The 24,685-nt window shown below is 66.8% G+C and carries 26 protein-coding genes; 12 read left to right on the top strand and 14 right to left on the bottom strand.

Annotation, left to right across the window (positions count from 1 at the left end):
• Positions 1–37 precede the first annotated feature (37 nt).
• A complete protein-coding gene (locus ACLMAL_RS01515; RefSeq protein ID WP_411997425.1) occupies positions 38–628 on the top strand; it encodes a DUF2771 domain-containing protein in 591 nt (196 codons plus the stop codon).
• A 90-nt stretch (positions 629–718) separates the two neighbouring features.
• Here ACLMAL_RS01515 and ACLMAL_RS01520 read toward each other — a convergent pair whose 3' ends face one another.
• Positions 719–1,144: a cold-shock protein gene (locus tag ACLMAL_RS01520; protein ID WP_328412716.1), complete on the bottom strand. Its 426-nt coding sequence runs from the start codon at positions 1,142–1,144 to the stop codon at positions 719–721.
• 200 nt (positions 1,145–1,344) lie between these two features.
• Here ACLMAL_RS01520 and ACLMAL_RS01525 point away from each other — a divergent pair, with 200 nt between their 5' ends.
• Positions 1,345–1,587 (top strand): hypothetical protein, encoded by a 243-nt coding sequence (locus tag ACLMAL_RS01525; RefSeq protein WP_328408899.1) that lies wholly within the window; start codon positions 1,345–1,347, stop codon positions 1,585–1,587.
• 370 nt (positions 1,588–1,957) lie between these two features.
• Positions 1,958–2,593 carry a transglycosylase family protein gene (locus ACLMAL_RS01530; RefSeq protein ID WP_411997426.1) on the top strand — a complete coding sequence of 212 codons (636 nt, stop codon included), beginning with the start codon at positions 1,958–1,960 and terminating at the stop codon, positions 2,591–2,593.
• A gap of 89 nt (positions 2,594–2,682) precedes the next feature.
• On the opposite strand, the gene ACLMAL_RS01535 is transcribed toward ACLMAL_RS01530, so the two are convergent.
• Entirely contained in the window at positions 2,683–2,871 is a 189-nt protein-coding gene (locus ACLMAL_RS01535; RefSeq protein WP_328408896.1) for a hypothetical protein, read from the bottom strand.
• 107 nt (positions 2,872–2,978) lie between these two features.
• On the opposite strand from ACLMAL_RS01535, the gene ACLMAL_RS01540 reads away from it, so the two are divergent.
• The gene (locus ACLMAL_RS01540; RefSeq protein WP_411997427.1) at positions 2,979–5,276 is read left to right on the top strand and encodes a helicase-associated domain-containing protein; all 2,298 of its coding nucleotides are present in this window, start codon (positions 2,979–2,981) and stop codon (positions 5,274–5,276) included.
• A gap of 16 nt (positions 5,277–5,292) precedes the next feature.
• On the opposite strand, the gene ACLMAL_RS01545 is transcribed toward ACLMAL_RS01540, so the two are convergent.
• The gene (locus tag ACLMAL_RS01545; protein ID WP_411997428.1) at positions 5,293–5,820 is read right to left on the bottom strand and encodes a hypothetical protein; all 528 of its coding nucleotides are present in this window, start codon (positions 5,818–5,820) and stop codon (positions 5,293–5,295) included.
• A gap of 314 nt (positions 5,821–6,134) precedes the next feature.
• Between ACLMAL_RS01545 and ACLMAL_RS01550 the strand changes: the two genes are divergently transcribed.
• Positions 6,135–6,959: a hypothetical protein gene (locus tag ACLMAL_RS01550; protein ID WP_411997429.1), complete on the top strand. Its 825-nt coding sequence runs from the start codon at positions 6,135–6,137 to the stop codon at positions 6,957–6,959.
• Positions 6,960–6,966: 7 nt separating this feature from the next.
• On the opposite strand, the gene ACLMAL_RS01555 is transcribed toward ACLMAL_RS01550, so the two are convergent.
• From ACLMAL_RS01555 to ACLMAL_RS01570, 4 genes are all read right to left on the bottom strand, one after another.
• The gene (locus ACLMAL_RS01555) at positions 6,967–8,361 is read right to left on the bottom strand and encodes a M1 family metallopeptidase (protein WP_411997430.1); all 1,395 of its coding nucleotides are present in this window, start codon (positions 8,359–8,361) and stop codon (positions 6,967–6,969) included.
• Between the two features lie 72 nt (positions 8,362–8,433).
• A complete protein-coding gene (locus ACLMAL_RS01560) occupies positions 8,434–9,072 on the bottom strand; it encodes a LysE family translocator (RefSeq protein WP_411997431.1) in 639 nt (212 codons plus the stop codon).
• Positions 9,073–9,125: 53 nt separating this feature from the next.
• The gene (locus tag ACLMAL_RS01565; RefSeq protein WP_411997432.1) at positions 9,126–9,794 is read right to left on the bottom strand and encodes a DUF3239 domain-containing protein; all 669 of its coding nucleotides are present in this window, start codon (positions 9,792–9,794) and stop codon (positions 9,126–9,128) included.
• Positions 9,795–9,835: 41 nt separating this feature from the next.
• Complete coding sequence (locus tag ACLMAL_RS01570) at positions 9,836–11,494, bottom strand: DNA repair helicase XPB (RefSeq protein WP_411997433.1); 1,659 nt, start codon at positions 11,492–11,494, stop codon at positions 9,836–9,838.
• Positions 11,495–11,632: 138 nt separating this feature from the next.
• On the opposite strand from ACLMAL_RS01570, the gene ACLMAL_RS01575 reads away from it, so the two are divergent.
• Positions 11,633–12,277 (top strand): LysE family translocator, encoded by a 645-nt coding sequence (locus tag ACLMAL_RS01575; protein WP_411997434.1) that lies wholly within the window; start codon positions 11,633–11,635, stop codon positions 12,275–12,277.
• A 109-nt stretch (positions 12,278–12,386) separates the two neighbouring features.
• The gene (locus ACLMAL_RS01580) at positions 12,387–13,073 is read left to right on the top strand and encodes a trimeric intracellular cation channel family protein (RefSeq protein ID WP_328408879.1); all 687 of its coding nucleotides are present in this window, start codon (positions 12,387–12,389) and stop codon (positions 13,071–13,073) included.
• Between the two features lie 8 nt (positions 13,074–13,081).
• Here the strand turns inward: ACLMAL_RS01580 and ACLMAL_RS01585 are convergent, their stop codons facing one another.
• Positions 13,082–14,260, bottom strand: coding sequence for a pyridoxal phosphate-dependent aminotransferase (locus tag ACLMAL_RS01585; protein ID WP_328408877.1), 1,179 nt, complete (start codon positions 14,258–14,260; stop codon positions 13,082–13,084).
• A 172-nt stretch (positions 14,261–14,432) separates the two neighbouring features.
• Between ACLMAL_RS01585 and ACLMAL_RS01590 the strand changes: the two genes are divergently transcribed.
• Positions 14,433–14,669: a hypothetical protein gene (locus ACLMAL_RS01590; protein ID WP_328408875.1), complete on the top strand. Its 237-nt coding sequence runs from the start codon at positions 14,433–14,435 to the stop codon at positions 14,667–14,669.
• A 61-nt stretch (positions 14,670–14,730) separates the two neighbouring features.
• Here ACLMAL_RS01590 and ACLMAL_RS01595 read toward each other — a convergent pair whose 3' ends face one another.
• The gene (locus ACLMAL_RS01595; RefSeq protein ID WP_411997435.1) at positions 14,731–15,654 is read right to left on the bottom strand and encodes a sigma-70 family RNA polymerase sigma factor; all 924 of its coding nucleotides are present in this window, start codon (positions 15,652–15,654) and stop codon (positions 14,731–14,733) included.
• Positions 15,655–15,757: 103 nt separating this feature from the next.
• Between ACLMAL_RS01595 and ACLMAL_RS01600 the strand changes: the two genes are divergently transcribed.
• Positions 15,758–16,327: a GNAT family N-acetyltransferase gene (locus tag ACLMAL_RS01600; protein ID WP_411997436.1), complete on the top strand. Its 570-nt coding sequence runs from the start codon at positions 15,758–15,760 to the stop codon at positions 16,325–16,327.
• A 162-nt stretch (positions 16,328–16,489) separates the two neighbouring features.
• On the opposite strand, the gene ACLMAL_RS01605 is transcribed toward ACLMAL_RS01600, so the two are convergent.
• Together ACLMAL_RS01605 and ACLMAL_RS01610 are read right to left on the bottom strand one after the other, a co-directional pair.
• Complete coding sequence (locus ACLMAL_RS01605; protein ID WP_411997437.1) at positions 16,490–17,581, bottom strand: 3-deoxy-7-phosphoheptulonate synthase; 1,092 nt, start codon at positions 17,579–17,581, stop codon at positions 16,490–16,492.
• Positions 17,582–17,875: 294 nt separating this feature from the next.
• A complete protein-coding gene (locus tag ACLMAL_RS01610) occupies positions 17,876–18,346 on the bottom strand; it encodes a carboxymuconolactone decarboxylase family protein (protein WP_328408866.1) in 471 nt (156 codons plus the stop codon).
• Positions 18,347–18,696: 350 nt separating this feature from the next.
• On the opposite strand from ACLMAL_RS01610, the gene ACLMAL_RS01615 reads away from it, so the two are divergent.
• Entirely contained in the window at positions 18,697–18,861 is a 165-nt protein-coding gene (locus ACLMAL_RS01615) for a DUF5993 family protein (protein ID WP_411997438.1), read from the top strand.
• Entirely contained in the window at positions 18,861–19,484 is a 624-nt protein-coding gene (locus ACLMAL_RS01620; protein WP_411997439.1) for a disulfide bond formation protein B, read from the top strand. Before ACLMAL_RS01615 ends, ACLMAL_RS01620 begins: the two co-directional genes overlap by 1 nt.
• 79 nt (positions 19,485–19,563) lie before the next feature.
• On the opposite strand, the gene ACLMAL_RS01625 is transcribed toward ACLMAL_RS01620, so the two are convergent.
• Positions 19,564–20,442, bottom strand: coding sequence for an oxidoreductase (locus ACLMAL_RS01625; protein ID WP_411997440.1), 879 nt, complete (start codon positions 20,440–20,442; stop codon positions 19,564–19,566).
• A gap of 243 nt (positions 20,443–20,685) precedes the next feature.
• Between ACLMAL_RS01625 and ACLMAL_RS01630 the strand changes: the two genes are divergently transcribed.
• Positions 20,686–22,299 (top strand): (2,3-dihydroxybenzoyl)adenylate synthase, encoded by a 1,614-nt coding sequence (locus tag ACLMAL_RS01630; protein WP_411997530.1) that lies wholly within the window; start codon positions 20,686–20,688, stop codon positions 22,297–22,299.
• Positions 22,300–22,364: 65 nt separating this feature from the next.
• Here ACLMAL_RS01630 and nbtS read toward each other — a convergent pair whose 3' ends face one another.
• Together nbtS and ACLMAL_RS01640 are read right to left on the bottom strand one after the other, a co-directional pair.
• Positions 22,365–23,675, bottom strand: a complete 1,311-nt coding sequence (nbtS, locus tag ACLMAL_RS01635; RefSeq protein WP_411997441.1) for a nocobactin biosynthesis salicylate synthase NbtS — start codon at positions 23,673–23,675, stop codon at positions 22,365–22,367.
• Positions 23,676–23,732: 57 nt separating this feature from the next.
• Positions 23,733–24,509, bottom strand: coding sequence for a DUF2127 domain-containing protein (locus ACLMAL_RS01640; protein ID WP_411997442.1), 777 nt, complete (start codon positions 24,507–24,509; stop codon positions 23,733–23,735).
• Positions 24,510–24,685 lie beyond the last annotated feature (176 nt).

The raw sequence follows: 24,685 nt of genomic DNA on the forward strand, positions 1-24,685 counted from the left end.
CGCTCACGACGGAGCCCTGCGTCGGCGAGGCGCAGTCGTGAGCAAGCCACCGACCCGCACCATCATCGCGCTCGGCGCAGCCGCCGGACTGGTGTTCGTCGTCGCCTTCGTCGGCGTCCTCGCGGTGCTGATACGCAATGCCCCCGAGCGCGAGCCGGAGATCACCGCCTACGCGCACGGCACCGCCATCACAGTGCGGCCCTACGGCTACTGCACACCGTTGATGCAGGACTGCCGAATCCTGCCGGAGCGCGGCGGCAACGCCGACGTGGGCTCGATCTTCTCCAGGCTGCCCTGCGGTGAGTCGACGCCGGATTGCCAGATCGGCAAGACGGTCCGTTTGGAGGTGCCTGCGGGGTATCCGCTGCAGATGTCGCTGCCCAAGCAGATCGCGGACGCGCCGTGGATCGCCCGACTGGTCTATACGCTGCCCAACGGCGACACGGTGGACCGTATCGTCAGCCGAAACGACTACCCCAAGGGTGCACTCAACCTGACCATCGACTCGAAGCCGGAGCCAGAGCTGCGCCTGATCGGCGTCGAGATGCAGCTGCCCATCCTCGCCAAAGACGAGACGGGCCAAGAGTTCTACCTCCCGCACGCCGCCTGGTCGATCAGCACGCTGTAGGAACCCCTCTGCGGGACCCTCTGTGCCACCACCGGTTTCGCGAGGTGGCCGACTCGCCGGGCGCATTCGCGGCCCGGCGAGTCGGCACGCTCAGTGATCCAGCTCGCGCGCGACGGCGCGGACGACCTCGGAAATGCGTTGCGCGGTCTTGCGATCCGGGTACTTGCCCTTGCGCAGGTCCGGCTGCACCTTTGCCTCGAGCAGGGTGATCATGTCCTCGACCATCCCGTGCAGTTCGTCCGGCGTGTGCTTGCGGACGGCAGGCTCCCGGTGTGCGCCACGCTCGCGCTCCTGGCCCTGACGGACCGACGGCGGCGCCTCGAGCACCTTGAGGCTCAGCGCCTGCGGCCCACGACGGCCTGCGGCCATGCCGAATTCGACACGCTGGCCGGGCTTCAGCGATTCGATGCCCTCGGGCAGCGCTGAGGAACGGACGTAGACGTCCTCACCCTCGTCTTGGGAAAGGAAGCCGAAGCCCTTTTCGACGTCGTACCACTTAACCCTGCCGGTCGGCACTGCCATCACCCGTTCGTCATCGAAACTCGGCCCCCATCGGACCAAGCACACCCGTCTGCCCGGGACCCACCGCGCGAAACATCGCGAGAGAGGTCCTGTCAGTTTGCGAAAAGAACGCGCCCCACAGCATGCAGGACGCGATAGGCATCGAGTCTACCCCGGTGCCAATAACGCAAGCACATCAGTTTTACGGTCTTCGAGTGACGAACCCTTCCGCGCCACCGCCTCCGAGTGGATCCGGGCGCCGCTCGAGCGATCGGTTGTTGTACCTCGCACTCGGCCTCTTCGCGATCGGATTGCTGGCGATTGTCGCGATATTTCTGACGCCGATTCTCAGCGACGCCGAGCCGGGGCTCTGGCTATACCTGATCGCCATGCTCGCGCCGCTCGGATTCCTGGTCGGCGTGGGGTACGCACTGTGGTCCGGTCGCCGCTCCCGCTGACGCGAACCTGGTTACCCGAGCCGATCGTTACCAAATCATCAGTGTGATCCTCGTCACATAACGAGGAGGTCACGGAGTGGTGACGGCCCTCTATCGGCCGGTTCGCACCACTTCCCAGCTGCGTGAAAGCTTCGGGGGCACACCGAGACCGCGTCGAGACCCCGCCGCACACGCCGGTTACCAAATAGTGATTTTTCGCGGCGATCGTCGTACCGTCTTACCCAGCCGGGACACCCGGCAACCACCGGCCCGCCGCACCAAGCCTCACCCCGCGGGTACCGGACCCCGACGGAAATAGGGGTGAGGGCGGACGGACGACCTCTCAGTCCGGACCACTTGCAGGTGCGTAGGAGAGGCAGAAGAACCCGATATGAGTGGACGCCATCGCAAGCCAACCTCCACCGGGCGCACTGTTGCCAAGGTCGCCGTCACCGGCGCCATCATCGGCACCGCGGGTGTAGCCCTTGCCGGCAACGCCGCTGCGGCGCCGGACTCCGACTGGGATCGCCTCGCGCAGTGCGAGGCCGGCGGCAACTGGGGTATCAACACGGGCAACGGTTTCCAGGGCGGGCTGCAGTTCTCGCCGAGCACCTGGAACGCGCACGGAGGCAGCGAGTACGCCGCGAGCGCCAACCAGGCCAGCCGCGAACAGCAGATCGTGGTCGCCGAGAAGGTCCTCGCCACCCAAGGCTGGGGCGCTTGGCCCTCCTGCTCGTCCAACCTCGGTCTGAGCAGCGCACCCAGCGTGCGCACCGCACCGAAGTCGCCGGACGCCGCGCCGCGCTGGCAGCCCGCCGAGCAGACCCCACTCGAGGTGCAGCCGGCAGACAGCTCGCAGCAAGTCTTCTCCGCGGTCGACCGCGCCGTCGCCGTTGTTCAGGCGCAGGGCGTGCAGATCCCGCAAGAAGCCCTCGATTTCCTGAGTGGCGCCAAGGCGAGCAACATGAAGCTCGATCCGAACGTCATCAACTTCTTCGAAGCCAACAAAGGACTCCTCCCCTCCTGAGCTTCGACCACAATCTCATTCACGAAAAAGGTCCCCGCATCAACGTTGATGCGGGGACCTTTTTCGTGTCCGCGGGCTTCCGCCCATGATCAGCGGTTGATCACCGTGTTCGGGTGCATGTACGGCAGCTGATCAGCCGGAACCGGAAACTCGGTGTCCTCACCGTACGGTGAGAGACCACCGGAACGAGCCGACGAGAGCTCGGTAACCGCATGGTCACCATCGGCCACCTTGGGCCAGCCATTGTCGACGTAGGGTTTCTTCGATTTGTTCACCACCGGCCCATGCTAACCCGGCGCTATACGTCCGAGGCCATACAGGTGGGGTGCCGAAATGCGCACTCCTGCCCCGGCGAGCAACTGCGCTGCACCGTAGGCTGGACTCGATGACCGCGACCGACTCCTTGGCCGGATGGCTCGGTGCCCGCAGCGACGCCCAGCTCGTGGCCTTGCTCGAACTCCGGCCCGATCTGGCCGTGCCACTGCCCTCGTCGATGGCGGTGCTTGCCGCGCGCGCCGAACAACGTGCGTCGGTGCTGCGCGCCACCGACGATCTGACCACCCTCGAGTTCGCGATCGTGGAAACTCTTGCCGTACACGGCGTCACCCGCTCCGATCGGGCCGCCACCCCGCTATCGCGCGGCGCGCTGCACGTGCAGCTGAGCGAACGCGTGAGCGCGGCCGTACTCGATGCCGCGCTGGAGCGATTGACCGACCGCGCGCTCGTCTGGACCGACGGCGAGGACCTGCATCTGGTGCCCGCGGGCGCCGAGGCGCTGCCGTGGCCCATCGGCAGCACCACCGAGATCCCGGATGCACTCACCGAGCCCGAGGTGGTTACCGCCCTCACGCAGATCGCACCCGCCGAACGGGCACTGCTGGACAAACTCGCCACCACCGGCCCGCGCGGGCGCAGTAGGGACGCCGCGCCCGGCACACCGCCGGACCGCCCGATCCAGCAGTTGCTGACGCGCAGACTGCTGCACTGGATCGACGAGGAGACGGTCGAACTGCCGGTCACCGTCGGCCAGGTGCTACGGCGCGAACCGGTGACCCACCCGCATGCCCTCACCCCGCCGCAGCCGCGGCTGAGCAAACAGGCTCCTGCGGACATCAACGCGGTCGCTGCGGGCGAAGTGGGAGAGTTGTTGCGGCACTGCGCCGACGTGCTGGAGGCGCTGGGCCAGGCACCGGCACCGGCATTGCGGGCGGGCGGGCTCGGGGTGCGGGAGTTGCGTCGCATCGCCAAACAGACCGGAGTCGACGAAGCCCGAGCCGGGTTGCTCGTCGAACTGCTCGCGGCGGCGAAGCTGGTCGAGAAGGGCCTACCGGATCCGCCACCGGAATTCGACTCCACCGATGACTTCTGGGCGCCGACCTCTGCCGCCGATGGCTGGCGCGAGGCCCCACTCGCCCGACGCTGGGTCACCCTCGCGCTGGCCTGGCTCGACCTGGACCGGATGCCGTGGATGATCGGGATGCGCGACGCCAACGACAAGCCGCTCGCGGCGCTGGCGATCGAGCTGCGCACCCCGCACGCACCCCGCGATCGGCGCGCGATGCTGAATCTGCTCGGCGAATATCCCTCCGGCACTGCGCTGGACCCCGCCGATGTCGGCAGGATCATGGCGTGGCGGCAACCGCGCTGGCGCAGGCACTTTCGCTCGGAGGCGGTCGAGAACACACTGCGGGAAGCGGCGGCGCTCGGCTTCGTCGGCCGTGGCGCGCTCGGCTCACCGGCCAGGGCACTCTTGCACGGCGCACCGACCGGCGCGGCCGACGCCGAGGCCGCCATGGAGCGGGCATTGCCTGCCCCTGTCGATCACGTGCTGGTGCAGGCCGATCTGACGGTCATCGCACCCGGCCCGCTGACAGCGGACCTCCAGCAGCAGATCGCCTTGGTCGCCGATGTCGAATCGGCGGGTGCGGCAACCGTGTACCGGATCGGCGAGACCTCGGTGCGGCGCGCGCTGGACGCCGGTATGACGGCGGCCGAACTGCATGCGCTGTTCACGATGCGCTCACGCACGCCGATCCCGCAGGCGCTGACCTATCTGATCGACGATGTGGCCAGGCGGCACGGGCAGCTGCGGGCCGGGATGGCGCAGTCGTTCGTGCGCAGCGACGACCCAGCACTACTTGCGCAGGTCCTTGCCGCACCCGTGGCGACCGTACTCGCGCTGCGGGCGATCGCCCCTACCGTTGCTATTGCCCAGGCCCCGTTGGGCGAGTTGCTCGAGCAGCTACGCGCGGCCGGTTTTGCGCCCGCAGGTGAGGATTCGGCAGGCACCATCGTCGATCTGCGGCCACGCGGCGCACGCATCATGATCCGGCCGAATGCGCGCCAGCCCTATCGACCGACACCACCGAGCACCGAACAGCTGGCGCTGCTTGTTGCCGAACTGCGCGCGGGCGAGCGAGCCGCAAGCGCCCGCAACGGGCAGGCAGTGCGCCCCGACGGCACCCGAACCAGTACCGCCGCGACCCTTGCGCTGCTGCAATTGGCGGCACGGGTGCGGCGGTCGGTCAATATCGGCTATGTCGACGCTTCGGGCATCGCGACCCAGCGCGTTGTCGAGCCGTTGAAAGTGGGCAACGGCCAGCTCGATGCGCTGGACCCGGTCACCGGCGCGGTCCGGCACTTCACCCTGCACCGGATCGCATCGGTCGCCCTACTGGAATGAGCGGTTCGGCGTTAGCTCAGGCCTTCGGCTTGCCGAGGCAGAAAGTCGTCTTGGGATCGGAGACCGTCAGGAATTTCTCCGACCCCGCGGCACAGAGCAGTTCGTCGACCTGCCCGTCGATCCGCTGGATCACCCGGAAAGCGGCCTCGGTGGACGCGCAATCCGCGAACTGGTATCCGGTGAGGTTGTTGTCGATGTAGCAGCTGCCCTGCTTGAAATTCGGCGCGAGGCACAGGAATGCGGTGGTGCCCCCGTTCAAGGTCTCCTCGTAGGAGGTGTAATCCTCCGAGCAATCGGTCTTCGTGTCGTAGGTCTGCACAATCTTGTACACGGCCTTCTCCGACGAGCAATCGACCGGCTCGGTCTTGGAGTCGACGGCCGAGCCTTTGATGACATTGATGCAGTCACCGACTTTGGCTTTTGCCGTATCGGACTTGCTCGCGTCCTTGATTGCCGAACAACCGGTCACCGCGACCGCAACCGCGGCCACCGCCAGAAGGGCAAGCACAATTCGTGCCAGCAGCCTCGTTCCTGGGATCTTCACCTGAAACCTCTTTCACCGAACGCGTTCACGGCAGTCGTGAACGCGGAGAGGATACCCTCACGGTCGCCGGAACCGCATCTGCACTTCGGACGATCTTCGGTGTGCCCGGTCCGCGGGCAGAGGTGGTCAGTGCATGCCGAGGCCGTACATTCCCAACATCGAGTAGCCGAGGATGGAGGGCAGCAGGCGGCCGAGGAGTTGAATCCCAAAGAAGTTCACTATCAATGCCTTTCGCAGTTCGCCCACACGGTGGGCGGTCAAGCAATCCGAGCTCTGTGTCGCTCGAAGAGGCTGGATCGTTACGCTTGGAAAGTATGACCCTCGCGGAGGTTGCCGTCGACTTGTACGGACTCGCCCCAGGTGAGTTCGTGGCGGCCAGGGCCGATCGGGTGAAAGCCGCCAAGGACGCGGGCGATAAAGAGCTCGCCGCGGCCATCGGCAAGTTGCGCAGACCCACGGTCACAGCGTGGACGGTGAACCTGTTGGCCCGCGTAGTTCCGGCAGAGGTCGACGCGCTGCTGCAGTTGGGCGCCGCGCTGCGCACCGCGCAGCGGGAGTTGTCCGCCGACCAGCTGCGCAGCCTCACCGCACAGCGCCAGCAGGTCGTGCACGCCCTCGCCAAACGGGCGGGGGCACTGGCCGCCGAGCACGGTCATCCGGTCGGTGTGGGGGTGCTGCGCGAGGTGGGGCAGACGCTGACCGCGGCACTCGCTGATACCGATGTCGCCGACCAGGTCCGCACCGGAACCCTGGCCACCTCCGCGACCTACGAGGGTTTCGGCCCGGCAGGCCCGACACTCGCCGCGGTCGCCGACACCACGGTGACACCCGAGCCCGCGGACACCGGATCCACGGACACCGCACGCCAGGAACTCGACGAAGCGCTCGCGGCACTCGAATCAGCGTGCACGGCAAGGGATTCAGCGCAGTCCGCTGGTGATGAAGCAGCAAATCGACTGGCCGAGAGTAAGTCTCGCCTTGTCGCGCTGCGCGAGGAACTAGCCCACGCCGAACAGCAGAAGCAGTTCGCCCGCACCGCGGACCGAGCCGCGCAAGATCAATTGCGTTCGGCGCAAAAGCAACTCGACCGCGTGGAGCGCTGGGTGGATAAGGTCCGCGAGCGTATCGACACCGAATGACGCGCGGTCAGCCGCGTAGGGATCCCGGGAAGAGGTACTCGTCGGCAGGCATCGCCGCCTGGTCGAGCCAGGAGCCGAAGAACCCGGTCAGATCGGTCCTGGATTTCGACTGCACGAAAGTGCGGAAGTCCGACATGGACGCATTGCCGTAGGCATGGGCGACATTGAATTCCCGGACAGCGGCGAAGAATATGTCGTCGCCGAGCTGTTTACGCAGTGCGTGCAGGAACAGCGGGCCGCGGTAGTAGACGGAGGTGAATTCGTTTCCGACGCCAGGATTCGCCAACGGAATGTCCCAGAACTCCTGCACGTCACGGTATTTCTGGATGGTGTCGCGGTAATCGGCGTCGACATCGGCGCCTTCCATTCGCTCCGGCCACAGATAATCGGCGGTGTAACTGGCGAAGCATTCGTTCAGGCAGATGTCGGACCATTGCCGCACCGATACCGAATCGCCCCACCACTGATGGGCGATTTCGTGCACGACAGTCTGCAGATCGGTCCACGGCGCGTAAATGGGCCTGGTCTGGGTTTCCAACGAAAACCCCAGCTCGGTGTCGACGTAGATGCCACCCGCCGCCTCGAACGGGTAGGGGCCGTACACAGATTCGATGAAGTCCAGGATCTCGGGCAACCGCTCTTCGGTCGCCCTGCTGTCCTGCGCGTCCGGGGCGAAGGCACTGAGCAGCGGCGTGCCGTTGGCGCGACGCTGCTCGAGATAGGTGAAGCGATCGATGGCGACGGTGGTCAGATAGCCGAGCACCGGCTGGTGCGACTCCCAGGTGACCGTCCGGTTGGCGCCGGTGACCGCGTTCTGTGTCCGGACGCCGTTGGAGACGACTTCCCATTCCGCGGGGACGGTCGCGTGCAGCGCAAAGGTGGCCTTGTCCAGCGGTGTGTCGTTGAGCGGGTACCAGGTGGCCGCGGAATGCGGTTCACCCGCGACGAAGGCGCCGCCGCTCGGCGCGACGGTCCAGCCCTCCGCTTCGACGTCCGCGGCGGGGCCCGCGTAGTCGACCGTCACGGTGAACGGCAGGCCGGGCAGCAGCGGCAGCAGCGGTGTCACGGTCAGCTCGTGCTCGCCGTTGCGGTCGAAGGCGGCGGGCAGGTTGTTCACCGACACCATCCGCACATCGGGACCATCGAAGTCGAGGTTGAACACCCGCAGCGGTTGGGTGGCGATCGCGTCGATCCGGGTTGTCGCGGTAAGTTGCCTGCTCGGCGGGTCGTAGTCGAGGGTGACGTCGTAGTGGCGAGCGTCGTAGCCGCCATTGCCGTCCATCGGGTAGTACGGATCGCCGAGACCGGGTGCACCGGCCAGCGGATCCGCGTTCGCGGGCGCCGAGGCGACGGTGACGAGCACACCCGCCACCGCGGCACACAACATGCCGGACAACCTCATTCGACCACCACCCCTTTCCGCCACCCCTGTGTTCCGGCACCGGCATACCGACCTCGGTGGATGGTAGTCGCCTCAGTCGGCAGTGCCGGTCAGCGCAACCGACGCGCCGAGACCGAAGATCATCACGCCGCCCGCGCCGCCGACTGCCTCCAGCCGCCGCGGCGACCGTGCGAACCACGAGCGCGCCGAGGCCGCAAGCATGCCCCAGGCGCTATCGGAGACCAGGGCGATGCCAAGGAAAATGGCGCCGAGGATCAGGAACTGCAACGGCATCGCGCCCGCCTCCGGGTCGGCGAACTGCGGGAGCACCGCCGAGAAGAAGACGATCGACTTCGGATTGGTCAACCCGACGAGCACACCCTGCCGGAAGACCTTGGTGTCGGACGACACATCGACCCGCGCACCCAATACCTCCCGCAACGCCTTGCGCTGCCGGAACGCCTGGACCCCGAGGTACATCAGATACAGCGCGCCGACGACCTTGACCACGGTGAGTGCAAGCGCGGAGGTCGCGACGAGGGCGCCGAGGCCGACGGCAACGAACAGCAACGCGACGAAAACCCCAGCCGCGTGCCCGAGCACCGAGACGAGGGCGGCCCTGCGGCCGAGCGCAAGTGCCCGACCGATCGTGAACAGGACGCCGGGCCCGGGAATGATGATGATCAGCAGAGATGCGGCACAGAACGCCAGCAGATTAGTTGTGGGCACCATCTTCCGAGTCTAGGCGTCCGCGCAACACGAATTCCGGAACATCACAGGTCAACTCATGCGCCGAGATCGCCGGGCAATTGGTGCGGGTCGAGCAGCAGGCGCTTGGCCGGGGCGCGGCGCACCTTGTCGGCGAGCGCGAGATTGTCGGTGAGCAATCGCCATTCGACCTCACTGATCGCGGCGCGAGCCCGTTCGATGACTCCGCCGTCGCGAGTGCCCCACGCGATCGGCATCGCGCTGACCGACTGCCACCGCTCGCCGACTCGCCGTGGCGCGCGATCGGTGCGCACCGCGACCGACGGCACCCGTTCGCCCGCACGCTTCTCATGACCGGGCAGGTCACGAACCTTCCTGATCACCAGGGCATAGACCGGATCGGTCGCCTCCGATTTCGACACGTCGACCAGCGCGAGCAGTACCACCCCGCCGGGATGGGTCTCGGAGACCACCGCCGGGATGAGTTCCCCATCGGCGTACAGCTTGTCGATGCCTTCCTTGCGCGGCGTCCACAGCGCCACCCAGAGTGCGGTCACGACTCCGAGTGCGAATGCGACAGCCAGCAGATAGGCCCACGGATGATTCAGCCAGATCAGGTAGGTGGTGGCCGTCGCGGCGATGATCGCGGCCGCGATGGCCATAATGCGCAGTCGACGCAGGTCGGCGAAGACCTCGTTGACCGCGTGGGCATGCCCGCGGTCGACCGCGAATTCGAAGCGTCGCACGTCCTCATTCCTAACACACGTTGCGGAGATTTCGCCTCCACTTAACCGATGGCCGGCCCCAGCAAGTCATCGGCATCCGTAATGCGATAGGCGTACCCCTGTTCGGCGAGAAAACGCTGGCGATGCGCGGCGTATTCGGCGTCCAGCGTGTCACGCGCGACGACCGAATAGAAGTGGGCTTGGCCACCATCCTGTTTCGGTCGCAGCAGTCGGCCGAGCCGCTGGGCTTCTTCCTGACGCGAGCCGAACGTTCCCGAAACCTGCACCGCTACTGATGCTTCCGGCAGATCTATGGAGAAATTTGCGACCTTGCTCACCACGAGAACAGGGATATCGCCGCGCCGGAATGCCTCGAAAAGCTCTTCGCGCTCTTTGGTTTTCGTCGACCCCTGGATCACCGGCGCATTCAATGCGACGCCCAATTCGTCGAGCTGATCCAAGTACGCGCCGATCACCAACGTCGGCGCGTCCTTGTGATTGGCCAGGATCGACTCGACCACAGCAATTTTCGTGCGAGCGGTCGAGCACAGCTTGTAGCGCTCCTCCGGCTCCGCGGTGGCATAGGACATCCGTTCGGCGTCGGTCAGCGTCACCCTGACCTCCACGCAGTCGGCCGGGGCGATCCAGCCCTGCGCTTCGATGTCCTTCCAGGGGGCGTCGTAGCGCTTCGGACCGATCAGCGAGAACACGTCGCCCTCACGACCGTCCTCGCGCACGAGGGTCGCGGTCAGGCCGAGCCGGCGGCGCGACTGCAGGTCGGCGGTCATCCGGAAGACCGGAGCGGGCAGCAGGTGCACCTCGTCGTAGATGACCAGGCCCCAATCGCGGCTGTCGAACAGCTCGAGATGCTTGTACTCGCCCTTGGTGCGGCGGGTGATCACCTGATAGGTCGCGATGGTGACCGGCCTGACCTCCTTGCGTTCACCGGAGTACTCGCCGATCTCGTCCTCGGTCAGCGAGGTCCGCGCGAGCAGTTCCCTGCGCCATTGCCTGCCTGCCACAGTGTTGGTGACGAGGATCAGCGTTGTCGCCTTCGCTTTGGCCATCGCCGCAGCACCGACCATCGTCTTGCCCGCGCCACAGGGCAGCACCACGACACCGGAGCCGCCGGCCCAGAAGGAATCGGCTGCCATCTCCTGGTAGTCGCGCAGGTGCCAGGCGCCACCGGTGTAGTCCAGGTCGATCTGATGGGCCTCGCCGTCGACATAGCCGGCCAGATCCTCCGCCGGCCAGCCGATCTTCAGCAGCATCTGCTTGATCCGCCCGCGCTCCGACGGATGCACCACCACCGTGTCGTCGTCGAGGCGAGTGCCGAGCATCGGCGCGATCTTCTTGTGCCGCAGCACTTCCTCGAGCACCGCCCGATCCAGGCTGATCAGGACCAGCCCGTGTGCCGGGTGCTTCACCAATTGCAACCGCCCGTACCTGGCCATGGTGTCGACGATGTCCACCAGTAGCGGCTGCGGCACCGCATACCGCGAGAAACTCACGAGCGCGTCCACCACCTGCTCGGCGTCGTGCCCGGCGGCCCGCGCATTCCACAGCGCCAACGGCGTCACCCGATAGGTGTGCACGTGCTCGGGCGCCCGCTCCAACTCCGCGAACGGCGCGATGGACTGCCGCGCCGCATCGGCCAACTCGTGGTCGACCTCCAGCAGCAGCGTCTTGTCACTCTGAACGATCAGCGGACCGTCGGTCACGGTGCCTCCTAGTTTGGCTCCGGACCATTCTCCCTGAACCCACCGACAGCCCAGCGGGCGGAACGGTCCGGGTCACATGTCCAGCGACATCGAACTGGACCGAGACGAGGGCCGGGTCCATCGGCGACGATCGGAACCATGATCGAGACGGCAGCGATGATCGGCGTGGCGGCGGCGGCGCTCGGCATGGTACTCACTCCGGGCCCGAACATGATGTACCTGGTCTCGCGCACCGTCTCGCAGGGACGCCGGGCCGGATTGGTGTCGCTGAGCGGGGTGGCAGCCGGCTTCGCGGTGTATCTGGCCGCCGCGACCGCAGGCATCACCGCGGTGTTCGCGGTGGTCCCCGGGTTGTACCTGGCGGTGAAGGTGGCAGGCGCGGGCTATCTCTTGTGGCTGGCCTGGCAGGCGCTGCGCCCCGGCGGGACCTCGGTGTTCGCACCGACGGCACTGCCCGCCGATCCGACGCGGCGGCTGTTCGCCATGGGCATGGTCACCAATCTGCTCAACCCCAAGATCGCGATCATGTACATGGCGTTGATTCCGCAGTTCGTGGTGCCCGACCACGGGCAGGTGTGGCTGCAGAGTCTGTGCCTGGGCATGGTGCAGATCACGGTCGCGCTGGCGGTGAACTGCCTGATCGTGCTCGGTGCGGGCGGCATCTCGACCTTCCTGACCGGCAGGCCGCTGTGGCTGCGCGTACAGCGATACGTGATGGGCTCGATGCTCGGCGCCATCGCGGTGCTGCTCGCGACCGACCGCGCACGGCCGACCCCGGCCTGATCGCGCCGGTGACCCCATCCGGCACCGGTAACCAGGGTGTCGCCGATCTCACAGCTCCCCCGTCGTGCAACTCTGCTCGAGCAGAGTGCACTCGGAAGGGAATGGATTCATGGGCGCCGAACTCGACATCATGGCGACACAGTTCGACTCGGCGGTCAATGCCGCACAACGGATCGGCGAGCTGCTCGGCGTGATCGCCTTCGCGACCTCCGGTGCGCTGCTCGCGGTGCGCAAGAACCTCGATATCTTCGGCATGGCGGTGCTGGCCTGTAGCACCGCGCTCGGTGGCGGTGTCATCCGCGACCTGCTCATCGGACGCACACCGCCCTCGGCATTCACCGACCTGACCTACCTCAGCGCATCCCTGCTGACCGCGCTCGTCCTGTTCTTCCGGCACCCGACCAGCCGGCTGACCCGCGGCCCGCTCGAGATCGCCGACGCGGTCGGGCTCGGCCTGTTCTGCGTCACCGGCACCGTCGTCGCCTACTCCCAAGGCACCGGCGCCCCGACCGCGGCGCTGCTCGGTATGGTCACCGCCATCGGGGGTGGCGTGATCAGGGACGTGCTCTGCGGGCAGGTGCCGAGCGTGCTGCGCCCGGATCAGGAGCTGTACGCGGTACCTGCTCTTTTCGGCGCGGCGACCACAGCGGTGCTTCTGCATTTCGACGCCTACCGGGCCTGGACGGGTTTCCTCGCGGCACTGATCGCCATTGCGGTCCGCTTGCTCGCGCGCCGCTACCGGTGGCGCGCGCCGCTGGCCAGGCACACCATGCGCCCGGACGGAACATTGCGCTGACAGCCGCCTCAGCTCACGCGCACGCCTGCACGCAGCCGCCGGACACCCTCGTCCAGTATCTCGTCCCGTTTGCAGAAGGTGAAGCGCACCAGCCGATTCCATGCCTCGGTGTCATCGGCGAACACGCTGACAGGCACCGCGGCGACGCCGATCCGCTCCGGCAGCTCCCGGCAGAAGGCAAGCCCATCGGAGGCCCCCATCGGGGTGATGTCGGCGCAGACGAAGTAGCCGCCCGCACTGGCCTTCACCTCGAACCCGGTGTCCGCGAGCGCGGCCGAGAGCCGGAGGCGCTTGTCCGACAAAGTGTCTCGCAGACCGGCCACCCAGCCGAGTTCATTGTTCAAAGCGTGCGCGACAGCGGGCTGGAACGGACCACCGGCCACAAAGGTCATGAACTGCTTGGCGGCGAGCACACCATCGATGAGATTCGCCGGACCGCACGCCCAGCCGGTCTTCCATCCGGTGACGCTGAAAGTCTTTGCCGCGCTGGACACCACGATGGTGCGCTCGGCCATCCCGGGCAGCGTGGCGATGCTGATGTGCTCGGCGCCGTCGTAGACGAGGTGTTCGTACACCTCGTCGGTGAGCACCAGCAGGTCGTGCGCACAGGCAAGGTCGGCGATCGCCGTGAGATCGGCGCGGCCGAGAATGGTTCCGGTCGGGTTGTGTGGTGAATTCACCACCAGCATCCGGGTGGCGGGCGTGATAGCGGCGCGCAGGCTGTCCAGGTCGAGGGCGAAGCGGTCACCGTCGGGCACCAGCCGAGCCGTCCGCCGCGTCGCACCGGCCAAGGCCACCGCGGCTGCGTAGGAGTCGTAATAGGGCTCGATCAGCACGACTTCCTGACCCGGCTCGACCAGGCCCAGCATCGAGGCGCTGATCGCCTCGGTCGCGCCGACGGTAACCAGCACCTGGGTGTCCGGGTCGTACTGGGTGCCGTAGCGGCGGGCGCGATCGTCGGCAACGGCGCGACGCAGCACCGGCATGCCACGCCCCGGCGGGTACTGATTGAGGCCGTCGGCGATGGCCCGCCGCGCGACCTCGAGCATCCCGGCCGGGCCGTCGGTATCGGGAAAGCCCTGGCCGAGATTGACCGCATCGTGGCGGATAGCGAGCTCGGTCATCTCGGCGAAGATCGTCGAGGCGAAGGGGCGCAAGCGGGCGACAGTGGCGGGACGCGTGGGCATATCCGGAGAGTAGCCCAGCGGTCGCTATTGTTGCCATTAGATAGCGAATGGCTATGTTTCACTTCTCATTTGGGCGCTCTACCTGCATGGTTGTGCGTTGCCCCGACGGCGGCTAGCCTCGCCGTGTTCTACCTCACATCTCGCCGCACGGCGAATCTCGAAAGGGGCGATTATGGCCTCGTACCTCGACCTATTACTGCATCCGGCCGCGTCGGAGGTCGCCGGATCAGTGCTGGGTCTGCTTCGCAACATCGCGCATCTGCTGATCGGAGACTCATTCCTGGGCTTCTCGACACCCGACCTCGGGCTCGGATCATCGACCGGCAGCGGCGGCCTCGGGTCATCCACCGGCAACTGGTTCAGCGGTTCATCGACGGGCAACTGGTTCAACGGTTCGTCGACACCGTAACCAGCGGGCGATAAAACAGGTGGCGCCAGGCCAGGCGATGAGGGCCAGACCTGGCGTCACTTCACCCGAGATGAACTCCCGACAGCTTGTCGGGATTGGCGATATCGTAAGCGCCCCAGACCAATCCGTCGCGAACCGTGAAGCCCATGATCCTGGTCCGATGGGTGCTGGGCCAATCTCCCGCCACCGACCACCGAACCACAAGACCCAGTTGCCCATTGACCACGGCGAATTCGAGCTCGACCGACGGGGTGTCGGTCGAGCCGTCCAGCCCGTACTTGCGGGCAAGACCGAGTAGGAAGCGAGCGATCCGGTCGGCGCCGCCGACCACGTTGATCGCGGTGGCGGTGGTGCCGTTGGCATCGCCGATCATTGTCGAATCCGGATGCAGCGCAGCGGTTACCGCACTGATATCGCCGGAACTCAAGGCGGTCAGCAGCCGCTGCACCGCGGCGTCGTGTTCGTCGTCCGGCACCGCAGGCGGGGTGTGTGCCACGGCCTTGCGGGCACGCACGGCCAGCTGCCGCGCTGCGTCCGCGGATACCCCGAGGATGTCGGCGATCTCGTCGAACGGCACCGAAAGACCGTCGTGCAGAACGAATGCCACTCGCTGCGGCGGCGTCAGTGTGTCCAGCACGACCATGGCCGCGAAGCGGTACTCCTGCTTGCGGACCACCGCGTCCAAAGGGTCGGGTGTGCTGGATGGCGTGATAGCGGTCACCACCGGTTCCGGCAGCCATTGCCCCACATAGCTTTCCCTGCGCACCGCGGCACTGCGCAAGCGGTCCACACAGATTCGGCTCACCACCGTGGTCAGCCAGGCGCGTAGATCCTCGATCTCGGATTGGTGCGCACCCGCCAGCCGCAGGAAGCTCTCCTGCACGGCGTCCTCGGCATCGCCGACGCTGCCCGTCAGGCGGTACCCGACGGAAAGCAAATGTGCCCGATGCGATTCGAACAAGTCGGCGAGAAGAGCGGCAACCATCGACCCGATTCTACGGTCTACCCTCGGCCCGATTACCACGGCATGCGTCCGGTCATGCGAAATCCGGATGATTCCGGGCCTGCCCGCATGACATCATGCTCGGATGGAGGAACGCCTACTGTCCGACGAGACGGTGTGGTTGTCGCCGCCGACTGCGGCCGATATCGACACCATCGTCGAATGCTGCCAGGATCCGTCCCTCGCCGCATGGGTGACGATTCCGGTGCCGTACCACCGGGAGCACGCCGAGCAGTTCCTCGACGAGTTCGTGACGCGGGGCTGGGCGGCGGACAACCCGACCTGGGCGCTTCGGCTGCAGGCCGAGGGCCCGGTCATCGGAATGATCGCGCTGCGAGCGGTCGACGAGTCGGCGCACGAGATCGGCTTCTGGCTCGTGCCCGAACACCGCGAACGCGGATTTATGTCGCGCGCGATCACGCTGGTGTGTAACTTCGGTTTCGACGCCGACGGCATGGCCCTTGCTCGTATCACCTGGCACGCCTTCGTCGGCAACCATCCCTCGGCGGCGGTCGTCCGCCGCAATGGTTTTCGCTATGAGGGCCTGGCCAGGCTCGGCCGCCTGCAGCGCGGTGTCCGCCGCGACAGCTGGCTTGCCGCCCGCCTCGCCACCGATCCACCGGGTTATGCGGACGGCTGGCCGCAGGGCGTCTGATCCGTCGATCGGCCGCGGGGGTCGATACGGCTTACCCGCAAATCGGGCCCACCCGCGGCCGCGACCTCCTAGATTGCAGTGATGGCGGCTGTTGCTCGGCTTTCACCGGGCCCGGGTGGTATGAGCCGAGGCGTCGCAGCGTGCACCGAATGCAGTGCGGCCTCAGCTATCCCGTCGCTGCGCGACCGCGGCGGCCAGGTGGTCGAGCTGACGGGCGGTGGTCTCCCAGTCCAGGCAGGCGTCGGTGATGGACTGGCCGTAGGTCAGCTCGTCGGCGTGGCCGAGGGTCAGGTCCTGGCGGCCTGCGACGAGGAAGCTCTCCAGCATCACACCGACAACGCCCGGCTCACCTGCGGCCAGTCGCGTCGCGATATCGGTGACCACATCGACCTGCTTGTTGTGGTCCTTGTTGCTGTTGCCGTGGCTGGCGTCCACCACGATCCGCTGCGGCAGCGCGGCCTTCTCCAGCCGGATGCACGATTCGGCGACCGAGGCGGCATCGTAGTTCGGGCCGGAACTGCCGCCACGCAGGATCACATGGCAGTCGGGGTTGCCGGAGGTGCGGATGAGTGCGGCGCGGCCGTCGAGGTCGGTGCCGGGGAACACGTGGCTGGCGGCCGCGGCGCGGACGCCGTCGACGGCCACCTGCACATCGCCGTCGGTGCCGTTCTTGATGCCGACCGGCATGGACAGCGCGCTGCTGAGCTGGCGGTGCACCTGGCTGGCCGCGGTGCGCGCGCCGATGGCGCCGTAGGACACCAGGTCCGAGATGTACTGCGGGGTGATCGGGTCGAGGAACTCGCACGCCACCGGCAGGCCGAGCGCGGTGATGTCGACGAGCAGCTTGCGGCCGAAACCGAGACCGGTGTTGACATCGAAGGAGCCGTCCAGGTGCGGATCGTTGATCAGCCCCTTCCAGCCGAGGGTGGTGCGCGGCTTCTCGAAGTACACCCGCATCACCACGTGCAGCCGATCGTCGAGTTCGGCGGCCTTGGCGGCGAGGCGGCGCGCGTAATCCAGCGCCGCGGCGGGATCGTGCACCGAACACGGACCGACGATCACCATCAGGCGATCGTCGTCGCCATTGAGCACGTCGACGGTGGCCTTGCGGCCGGCACGCACGGTGTCGGCGAGCTGATCGGTGATCGGATGCACCCGACGCACCTCGGCCGGTGAGCGCAAAGGGCTCACGCTGAGGGTGCGTTGATCATCGAGATCGGAATGCCGCGCATCGACATCGGCAGCAGTAGTCATCGTTGTGGGTTCCTTTACGTCAGGCCGACTCACTGACGGAAACCCGTCGAGCCGGTCGTCATCCGGCTCGGGGTGGAAGTTGGTCAGCGCAGGAGGTTGCCGCAGACCGACCCACCCGGGGCCGGCTCGCTAAACCAGAAATACACGCGCTGCACGTCGGCGACTGTACCAGGCAGGTACCAACCAGTGAACGCACGGTGCCGCGCGGGCGCGCCGAATGAGCCGAACGTCACGATCGGCAGCTTGCTGCTACTGATCGCGACGTTCGACTCGGCGCTAGGGCCGAGATGCCGCTCACCCCCACTGGCCGGGCTCATAGCTGCCCGCGGGTGTGCGGGCGATGACATTCATCCGGTTCCAGGCGTTGATCATCGCGATGGCGGCGATGAGCGCGGCGGTCTGGTCCTCGTCGTAGTGCTTGCGCACCTGGTTCCAAACCTCGTCGCTGACGCTGCGGCCGTCGCCGATGCGAGTGGCCTCCTCGGTGAGCGCCAGCGCGGCCCGCTCCGCCTCGGTGAACACCGTCGACTCGTGCCACGCGGCAACAAGGTTGAGCCGCACGGAGGTTTCACCTGCGTGCGCTGCGTCCTTGGTGTGCATGTCGGTGCAGTAACCACAGCCATTGATCTGACTGGCCCGAATCTTGACGAGCTCGTAGGTGGCGGCAGGCAGCGCGGAATCACCGATGACCTTGCCCGCCATGGTGAGTCGCTTGGTGAAGCTGGCGGCGACCGGGTTGGCGTAGAGATTCATCCGAGCGTCCATGAGATGACTTCCTTTTCTATTCGATGGCTTCACAGTGAGGACGACACAGCGAAACGATGTGTGACACCGGCTCGAATGTGAACTGGACCACTCGACTCTGCCGTCATCGACTACGCCCCGGAGCCGGGGCGAGCCGCACTGCCCGGCTGCCGACGGTGAGCGCTCCGACTTGCTTCGAAGGCCCTGGTACCGGAGAACGTTCGACGCCGTGCACGACGGACCCAGACCGATACAGTCGCTGCCCAGCCCGCGGGCGCAGCGCACTGTCCGGCGCGTCGAACGACCCGACCCCGCGGCGTGTCAACACACTATCTTGGCTGGTGAGAGCCGGAAACTAGTACCGTTCTGCCATGGACACGCTCATCTTCGGCGGTTTGCTGGCGGCCATGGTCGCCCTGTTCCAGCAACGCTCCCGACGGGTCGTGGTCGGCGCGTGGTGGGTGCTGCTGCTCGCGACGGTACTGCTGCTCGTGCATCACATCACCAGCAGTCTCGGACTCGGATTGAGCTACTGATGACGACGATCCGGCCATCGACCACGCGAAGGACCCTCGGCCAGATCCAATACTGGCTCGCGGTAATTTTCGTGATCGGCTGGACCGGCGTCATCTGCGGCGGGCTCGCATTCCAGTTCGGTGCATGGGAGTACCCGTGCCCGCTGTGCATCGTGCAGCGCATGTTCATGGCGCTTGCGGCCTTGGGCGCCGCGTCCATTGTGCGCGAGGGCATGAACGGGACGATCGAGGCCCACGATTACACCAAGGGCTGGGGCCTGGCCATAGTCGGTTGTGTCGCAGGCGGATTCGCAACCTGGTGGCAGACGATGCTGCACATCCTGCCCGGCGATCCCGGCTACGGCGACCCGATGCTCGGTCTGCACCGGTACGTCTGGGCGTGGATCCTGTTCGTTGCCGCGATCGCGACTATCGGTGTCGTGCTGTCGTTTTCGCACGAAACCGCCGCACCGGCCATCCCGGCCACACCGCACCGCATGGTCGGGCGCATCGCGCTGTGGTTCCTCGGTATCGTGCTGGCGATCAATCTGGTCGCGGTGTTCCTGCTCGAGGGATTCCACTGGTTCCTGCCGGACGAACCGAACCGCTACCAGCTCTTCTACGACCTGCACATCCTGAGCTGAGCCTCGCCCCCGAACGGATTCGGCCGGACGTCCCGTATGCAGGGACATCCGGCCGCCGTTTACTTCCCGAAGCCGTAGGCTACTTGCCGAAGTTGTAGGTGACGCCGGTCAGTTTCTCCGACAGCTCCCACAGCCCACGCGCGACTTCGACATCCTTCGACGCCGCGCTGGAGCTGGAGCGGGCGGGGTAGCCGCGCAGGCCGAGCCAGCCGTCCGGTCCGTAGAACGCGCCCGGCTCGATCTTCTCGGTGGCCGCGAAAAGCTCTGGCAGCGCACCCATCTCGGCGCTCTGCGCCAGCAGCCGGTTGCCGTAGGCCATGATCGTGTCCTGAACCGATTCGGTGTGCGATTGCAGCTCGGTCGCGGCGTAGCCGGGGTGCGCGGCAACCGAGATCTTCGGCGAGCCCGCTGCGGTCAGCCTGCGGTGCAGCTCATTGGCGAACATCAGGTTGGCCAGCTTCGCCTGGCCGTATGCGGGCCAGCGCTGGTACTTGCGGCGCTCCCAGTTCAGATCATCCAGATCGATCTTGCCGGTGCGGTGCGCACCACTGGATACCGTGACCACTCGATCGGAAATCTTGTCCAGGAGTAGACCGGTCAGCGCGAAGTGGCCGAGATGGTTTGTGCCGACCTGCATTTCGAAACCGTCGGCGGTCCGGCCCAGCGGCACCGCCATCACACCGGCGTTATTGATCAGCACATCGGCCTTGTCCACCGAATCGGCGAACTCCCGCACCGAGGCCAGATCGGCGAGGTCGAGCTTGCGTACCTGCGCACGCGCTCCGATTTCGCTCGCAACCTGCTCCCCCTTGGCCACATTGCGACAGGCCAGCACTACCTCGGCCCCCGCACCGGCCAACGCTCGCGCCGTCACGGCGCCGAGCCCGCTGTTCGCGCCGGTGACGATGAACGTCCGGCCCCCCTGATCGCGAATGTTCGATGTGTCCCAGCCACCCATGTGGGCGAGTCTAGTCCGATATGAGGTGAATTCGGCGTGCGCACGGCCCCACGCGCCCACGTAGCTGTCGCTGCCGTTACTCGACCACCGTCGTTCGACGGATCGACACGGGCGGGCGATTGCCGAGGCGCTGATATAGGGTTGCCTAACCTATGTTCAGAGACCCCGATCCGGCAGTGCGTATCTGCTGCGCTCCCACCTGTGAGGCCGACCGTGACTTCGACACCCCCCGCTAGCGACCGCTTGCACGTCGCTCGAAACGGCACCGGCGGCGACGGCTACGTGCCCTTCCCCGCGGCCGACGCCGACGCATTCCGTGCGGCGGGCTACTGGACCGGTCGCCCACTCGATGATCTGCTGCGTGCCACGGCGCGACAGCATCCGGATCGCACCGCACTGCTCGATGGCGACGTCGGGCGCAGCTACGCGCAACTCGATGCCGATGCCGACCGCATGGCGCACGGGCTGCTCGCGCTGGGGATTACGCCGGGCGATCGAGTCGTCGTGCAGTTGCCGAACGTGCCCGAGTTCGCGACCGTGCTGTTCGGGCTGCTCCGTGCGGGGATCATCCCGGTGCTCACGTTGCCGGCGCACCGCCGCGCCGAGATCGAACACCTGGCCCGCCTTTCCGGTGCGGTCGCCTATCTCATCGCCGACCGCCTCGGCGACTTCGACTACCGGGACCTCGCGGTGACCGTCCAGCAGTCCGTCCCGACTGTGCGGCAGGTGCTGGTGCTGGGCGATCCAGGAACCTTTACCGACCTGAATTCTGTTCCACGCGAGGGTGATTCGCTGCCGACCATCGATCCGAGCGATATCGCGCTGATGCTGGTCTCCGGGGGTACGACGGGCCTGCCGAAGCTGATCGCCCGCACCCACTACGACTATGTCTACAACGCCACCGCGAGCGCCGAGGTGTGCGAACTGACCGAGGCGGACGTCTACCTCGCGACGCTGCCCGCGGCACACAATTTCCCGTTGGCCTGCCCCGGCATCCTCGGCACCATCGGGGTGGGCGGCGCGATCGCCTTCCTCACCGATCCGAGTCCGGAAAATGCGTTCGCCGTGATCGAAAGGCACCGGGTCACGGTCACGGCCGTGGTTCCGCCGCTGGCCCAGTTGTGGTGCGCGGCAACCGAATGGGAGGAGGCCGATCTCGGATCGCTGCGGCTGCTACAGGTCGGCGGCGCCCGGCTGGCCGAGGTGAATGCCCGCGATGTCGAGCCCGCGCTCGGGGTGCGGTTGCAACAGGTGTTCGGCATGGCCGAGGGCCTGCTCAACTACACCCGTCTCGACGATTCCGCCGACACCGTATGCACCACCCAGGGTCGCCCGCTCTCTGCTGCCGACGAGGTCCGCGTGGTGGATGCCGACGGCAACGATGTCGCTCCCGGCGCCGAAGGCGAGCTGCTCACCAAGGGCCCCTACACCATTCGCGGTTACTACCGCGCCCCCGAGCACAATGCCCGCGCTTTCACCCCCGACGGCTACTACCGCAGCGGAGATCTGGTCCGGCGCCTCCCCACCGGCCACCTGATCGTCTCCGGCCGCATCAAGGACGTCATCAACCGCGGCGGGGAGAACATCTCCTGCGACGAGTTGGAAGAACACCTGCTCGCACACCCCGCCGTTCGGCACGCCGCTGCGGTCGGCCTGCCCGACGCCGCCCTCGGCGAAAAGGTCTGCGCCGTACTGGTGGTCGACGCCGCCATGCCGACCCTGGCCGAGGTCAAGACCTTCCTCACCGACCGCGGTCTGGCCACCTACAAACTGCCCGACCTCCTGCGGCAGGCCGACTCCCTGCCCCTCACCGCTGTCGGCAAGATCGACAAGAAAGCCCTGCGCGCCGAAGCCTGACGGCGAACACAAAGAGGCCCGGCCGAGTTTCCGACGGCCGGGCCTGTTCGCAGCGGATCCGACTGCTAGGCCTTCACCACATACGGGGCGATACTGCCCAGCTTTTCGCAGGTCTCCTCGAACTCGCGCTCGGGCAGCGACTGGCCGACGACGCCGGCGCCCGCACGCAGCCACGCGCCCTCGGTGTTCTGGTAAACCGCCCGCAGGACCAACGTGGCCTCCATGGCACCGGTCGGGGAAATCGTCACCACCGCACCGGAATACAGTCCGCGGGGTGCGCCGTCGAGGCGGAATACGGAGTCGACGCCCTCGCGCTTCGGAATGCCGGACGCGGTAACCGAGGGGAACAGCACCTCGAGCGCATCCCAGCTGGAGCGGTCGGCGGCGAGCCTGCCGCGCACCGTGGAGGCGAGGTGCTGGACGCTGCCGCGCTCGCGGACCGCCATGAAGTCCGAGACCACGGACGTGCCGGGATCGGCGACGGAGGTGATCTCCTTGAACGAGGTCTGCACCGAAATAGCGTGCTCGACAATTTCTTTCGGGTCGGTGATCAGATCGGTCCTGGCCGCCATGTCGGCATCGCGGCCGCGCCCGAAGGCGCGGGTGCCGGCCAGCGGTTCGGTAGTGACCACCCGATCCTGATCCACCGAAGCGACCAGTTCCGGGCTGAAGCCCGCCGCCTCGAGTCCGCCGAGCCGCAACAGGAACGAGCGGGCCGGGGTGTTGTTGGCGCGACCGAGTCGGTAGGTGGCGGGCACGTCGACCACGAAAGGCAGCTCGACCTTCCTGGACAGAATGACCTTCTGGTAACGGCCAGAACGGATTTCGGCGACCGCCTCGGCGACCCGATCGCGATATCCGGTGGGATCCAGGCGGACGTCCGCCGGATGCGCCTGCGGTAGTTCGCTCTCCTGCGAGGCCGCGATGAGATCGTGGATATCGCAGGTCTCGGCCGGGGTGGCACCCGAGATGCGCACGCCGAATTCGCCGATCGCCACCTCGATGCGCGGAATCATCAGGTGCGCAAGGGCCGTCCTCGGATGCAGATGCGCGGTGGCCTCCAGCGCCCACGCACAGAATTCGAATCCGATCCAGCCGTATGCCTGGCGGCCGCCGAGCGGCAGCGCGCCCAGCGCGCGGTCGATGACGCTCGCGGGGCTGCCGTCCCACACACTGGTGGTGGTCCGTCCCTCCCACACCACGCGCAGCTCGTGCGCGTCCAGTTCCACACTGCCGAGCGGATCGGCCGTGAAGACCCATTCCCCCGGGCGCTCGTACATGACGTACTCGCCGAACCGATCGGCGGCGGCCAGCCGGGACATCGCTGCCGCCGGATCGGTCACGTACTCCAGGCGCAAGCGCTCCGTGGTCGACAACGATCCTCCAAAGGTAATGCTGACCTAATTTTAGGAAGTAAGGTTAGCATTACCTGATTAGATCGGAAGTGTGCCGACAGCCACAGCAACTGCCGCCCGTTCGACACTCAACAGACTCTCCGCACTGTGCTCGGCGTGATACGCCGCACCGCCCCCACGCAGCCCGAACAACCGCTTGCTGTAGACCAACCACACCACCGCCGCGATATTGACCACCAGCGCACCGATCCGCAACGCGGTGATCTTCTCGGTCAGCTCGTAGATCTCCAAGGGCAGGAACAGACTCGTCGCGACGACCGCCAAGTACTCACCCCAGCGTTTGACCAGCCACAACCCGACCGCCTCCAGCACCTGCAAACCCGCATACGCGAGGATGCCGAACCCGATCCACAGCAAGGTGTTGTTCGACAGGTCGAACGCCTCGCCGGCCAGCCGCACGAGCTTGGATCGGTCGATGTCCCAGCCGATCTGATCGGCGAACGGCCGCAACAGCGGCAGATCCTGATCGAATGCCGCCCGCATGGTCTCGTGGGAGGAGCGGAATTTGAAGACGACCACCGCGGCCGCTACCAGGAGCAGACCACGCAGCAACCGCTCGATCGCCAGCGCACGCATCAGCCAGCGGTCCCGCAGCAATCTGCCGCGCGGCACCTCCGGCGCGTGATCGGCAGGCCCGGAGCCGACCGGGTCACCCGGCACGAAGGTGCCGCACCGCAGGCACCGCCACGCCTCCCCGGCGACCGTACCGACGCGCAGCCGATCCCGTAGTTCGGGTTCGTCCGGCGCGTAGGTGTAGTGGCCATGCCAGCCGCATGCGCGCAACGCCCAGTCCATGCGCGCAGCCTAATAGGCCCACCGGACGCGGTCGGACCGAAGCCGTGCTCGGACCGGCAAAGGTCAGGGCGGCGCCCAATGGGCCCGATAGCCGACACACGGCGAACTCGCGAGCCGGAGTTCCTGCGCGGAATGCCGTGGCGGGCTTGAATAGGGGGATCGTCAGTTGCGGAGGG

It is taken from the genome of Nocardia sp. CWNU-33, assembly GCF_046764895.1.
In the GTDB taxonomy this organism is placed as follows: domain Bacteria; phylum Actinomycetota; class Actinomycetes; order Mycobacteriales; family Mycobacteriaceae; genus Nocardia.

Excerpts from the sequence above, each read along its gene's own strand:
- ACLMAL_RS01530 (WP_411997426.1), top strand. The coding sequence starts at position 1,958 with ATGAGTGGACGCCATCGCAAGCCAACCTCCACCGGGCGCACTGTTGCC.
- ACLMAL_RS01540 (WP_411997427.1), top strand. The coding sequence starts at position 2,979 with ATGACCGCGACCGACTCCTTGGCCGGATGGCTCGGTGCCCGCAGCGAC.
- ACLMAL_RS01550 (WP_411997429.1), top strand. The coding sequence starts at position 6,135 with ATGACCCTCGCGGAGGTTGCCGTCGACTTGTACGGACTCGCCCCAGGT.
- ACLMAL_RS01555 (WP_411997430.1), bottom strand. The coding sequence starts at position 8,361 with ATGAGGTTGTCCGGCATGTTGTGTGCCGCGGTGGCGGGTGTGCTCGTC.
- ACLMAL_RS01560 (WP_411997431.1), bottom strand. The coding sequence starts at position 9,072 with ATGGTGCCCACAACTAATCTGCTGGCGTTCTGTGCCGCATCTCTGCTG.
- ACLMAL_RS01575 (WP_411997434.1), top strand. The coding sequence starts at position 11,633 with ATGATCGAGACGGCAGCGATGATCGGCGTGGCGGCGGCGGCGCTCGGC.
- ACLMAL_RS01580 (WP_328408879.1), top strand. The coding sequence starts at position 12,387 with ATGGGCGCCGAACTCGACATCATGGCGACACAGTTCGACTCGGCGGTC.
- ACLMAL_RS01585 (WP_328408877.1), bottom strand. The coding sequence starts at position 14,260 with ATGCCCACGCGTCCCGCCACTGTCGCCCGCTTGCGCCCCTTCGCCTCG.
- ACLMAL_RS01590 (WP_328408875.1), top strand. The coding sequence starts at position 14,433 with ATGGCCTCGTACCTCGACCTATTACTGCATCCGGCCGCGTCGGAGGTC.
- ACLMAL_RS01595 (WP_411997435.1), bottom strand. The coding sequence starts at position 15,654 with ATGGTTGCCGCTCTTCTCGCCGACTTGTTCGAATCGCATCGGGCACAT.
- ACLMAL_RS01600 (WP_411997436.1), top strand. The coding sequence starts at position 15,758 with ATGGAGGAACGCCTACTGTCCGACGAGACGGTGTGGTTGTCGCCGCCG.
- ACLMAL_RS01605 (WP_411997437.1), bottom strand. The coding sequence starts at position 17,581 with ATGACTACTGCTGCCGATGTCGATGCGCGGCATTCCGATCTCGATGAT.
- ACLMAL_RS01610 (WP_328408866.1), bottom strand. The coding sequence starts at position 18,346 with ATGGACGCTCGGATGAATCTCTACGCCAACCCGGTCGCCGCCAGCTTC.
- ACLMAL_RS01615 (WP_411997438.1), top strand. The coding sequence starts at position 18,697 with ATGGACACGCTCATCTTCGGCGGTTTGCTGGCGGCCATGGTCGCCCTG.
- ACLMAL_RS01620 (WP_411997439.1), top strand. The coding sequence starts at position 18,861 with ATGACGACGATCCGGCCATCGACCACGCGAAGGACCCTCGGCCAGATC.
- ACLMAL_RS01625 (WP_411997440.1), bottom strand. The coding sequence starts at position 20,442 with ATGGGTGGCTGGGACACATCGAACATTCGCGATCAGGGGGGCCGGACG.
- ACLMAL_RS01640 (WP_411997442.1), bottom strand. The coding sequence starts at position 24,509 with ATGGACTGGGCGTTGCGCGCATGCGGCTGGCATGGCCACTACACCTAC.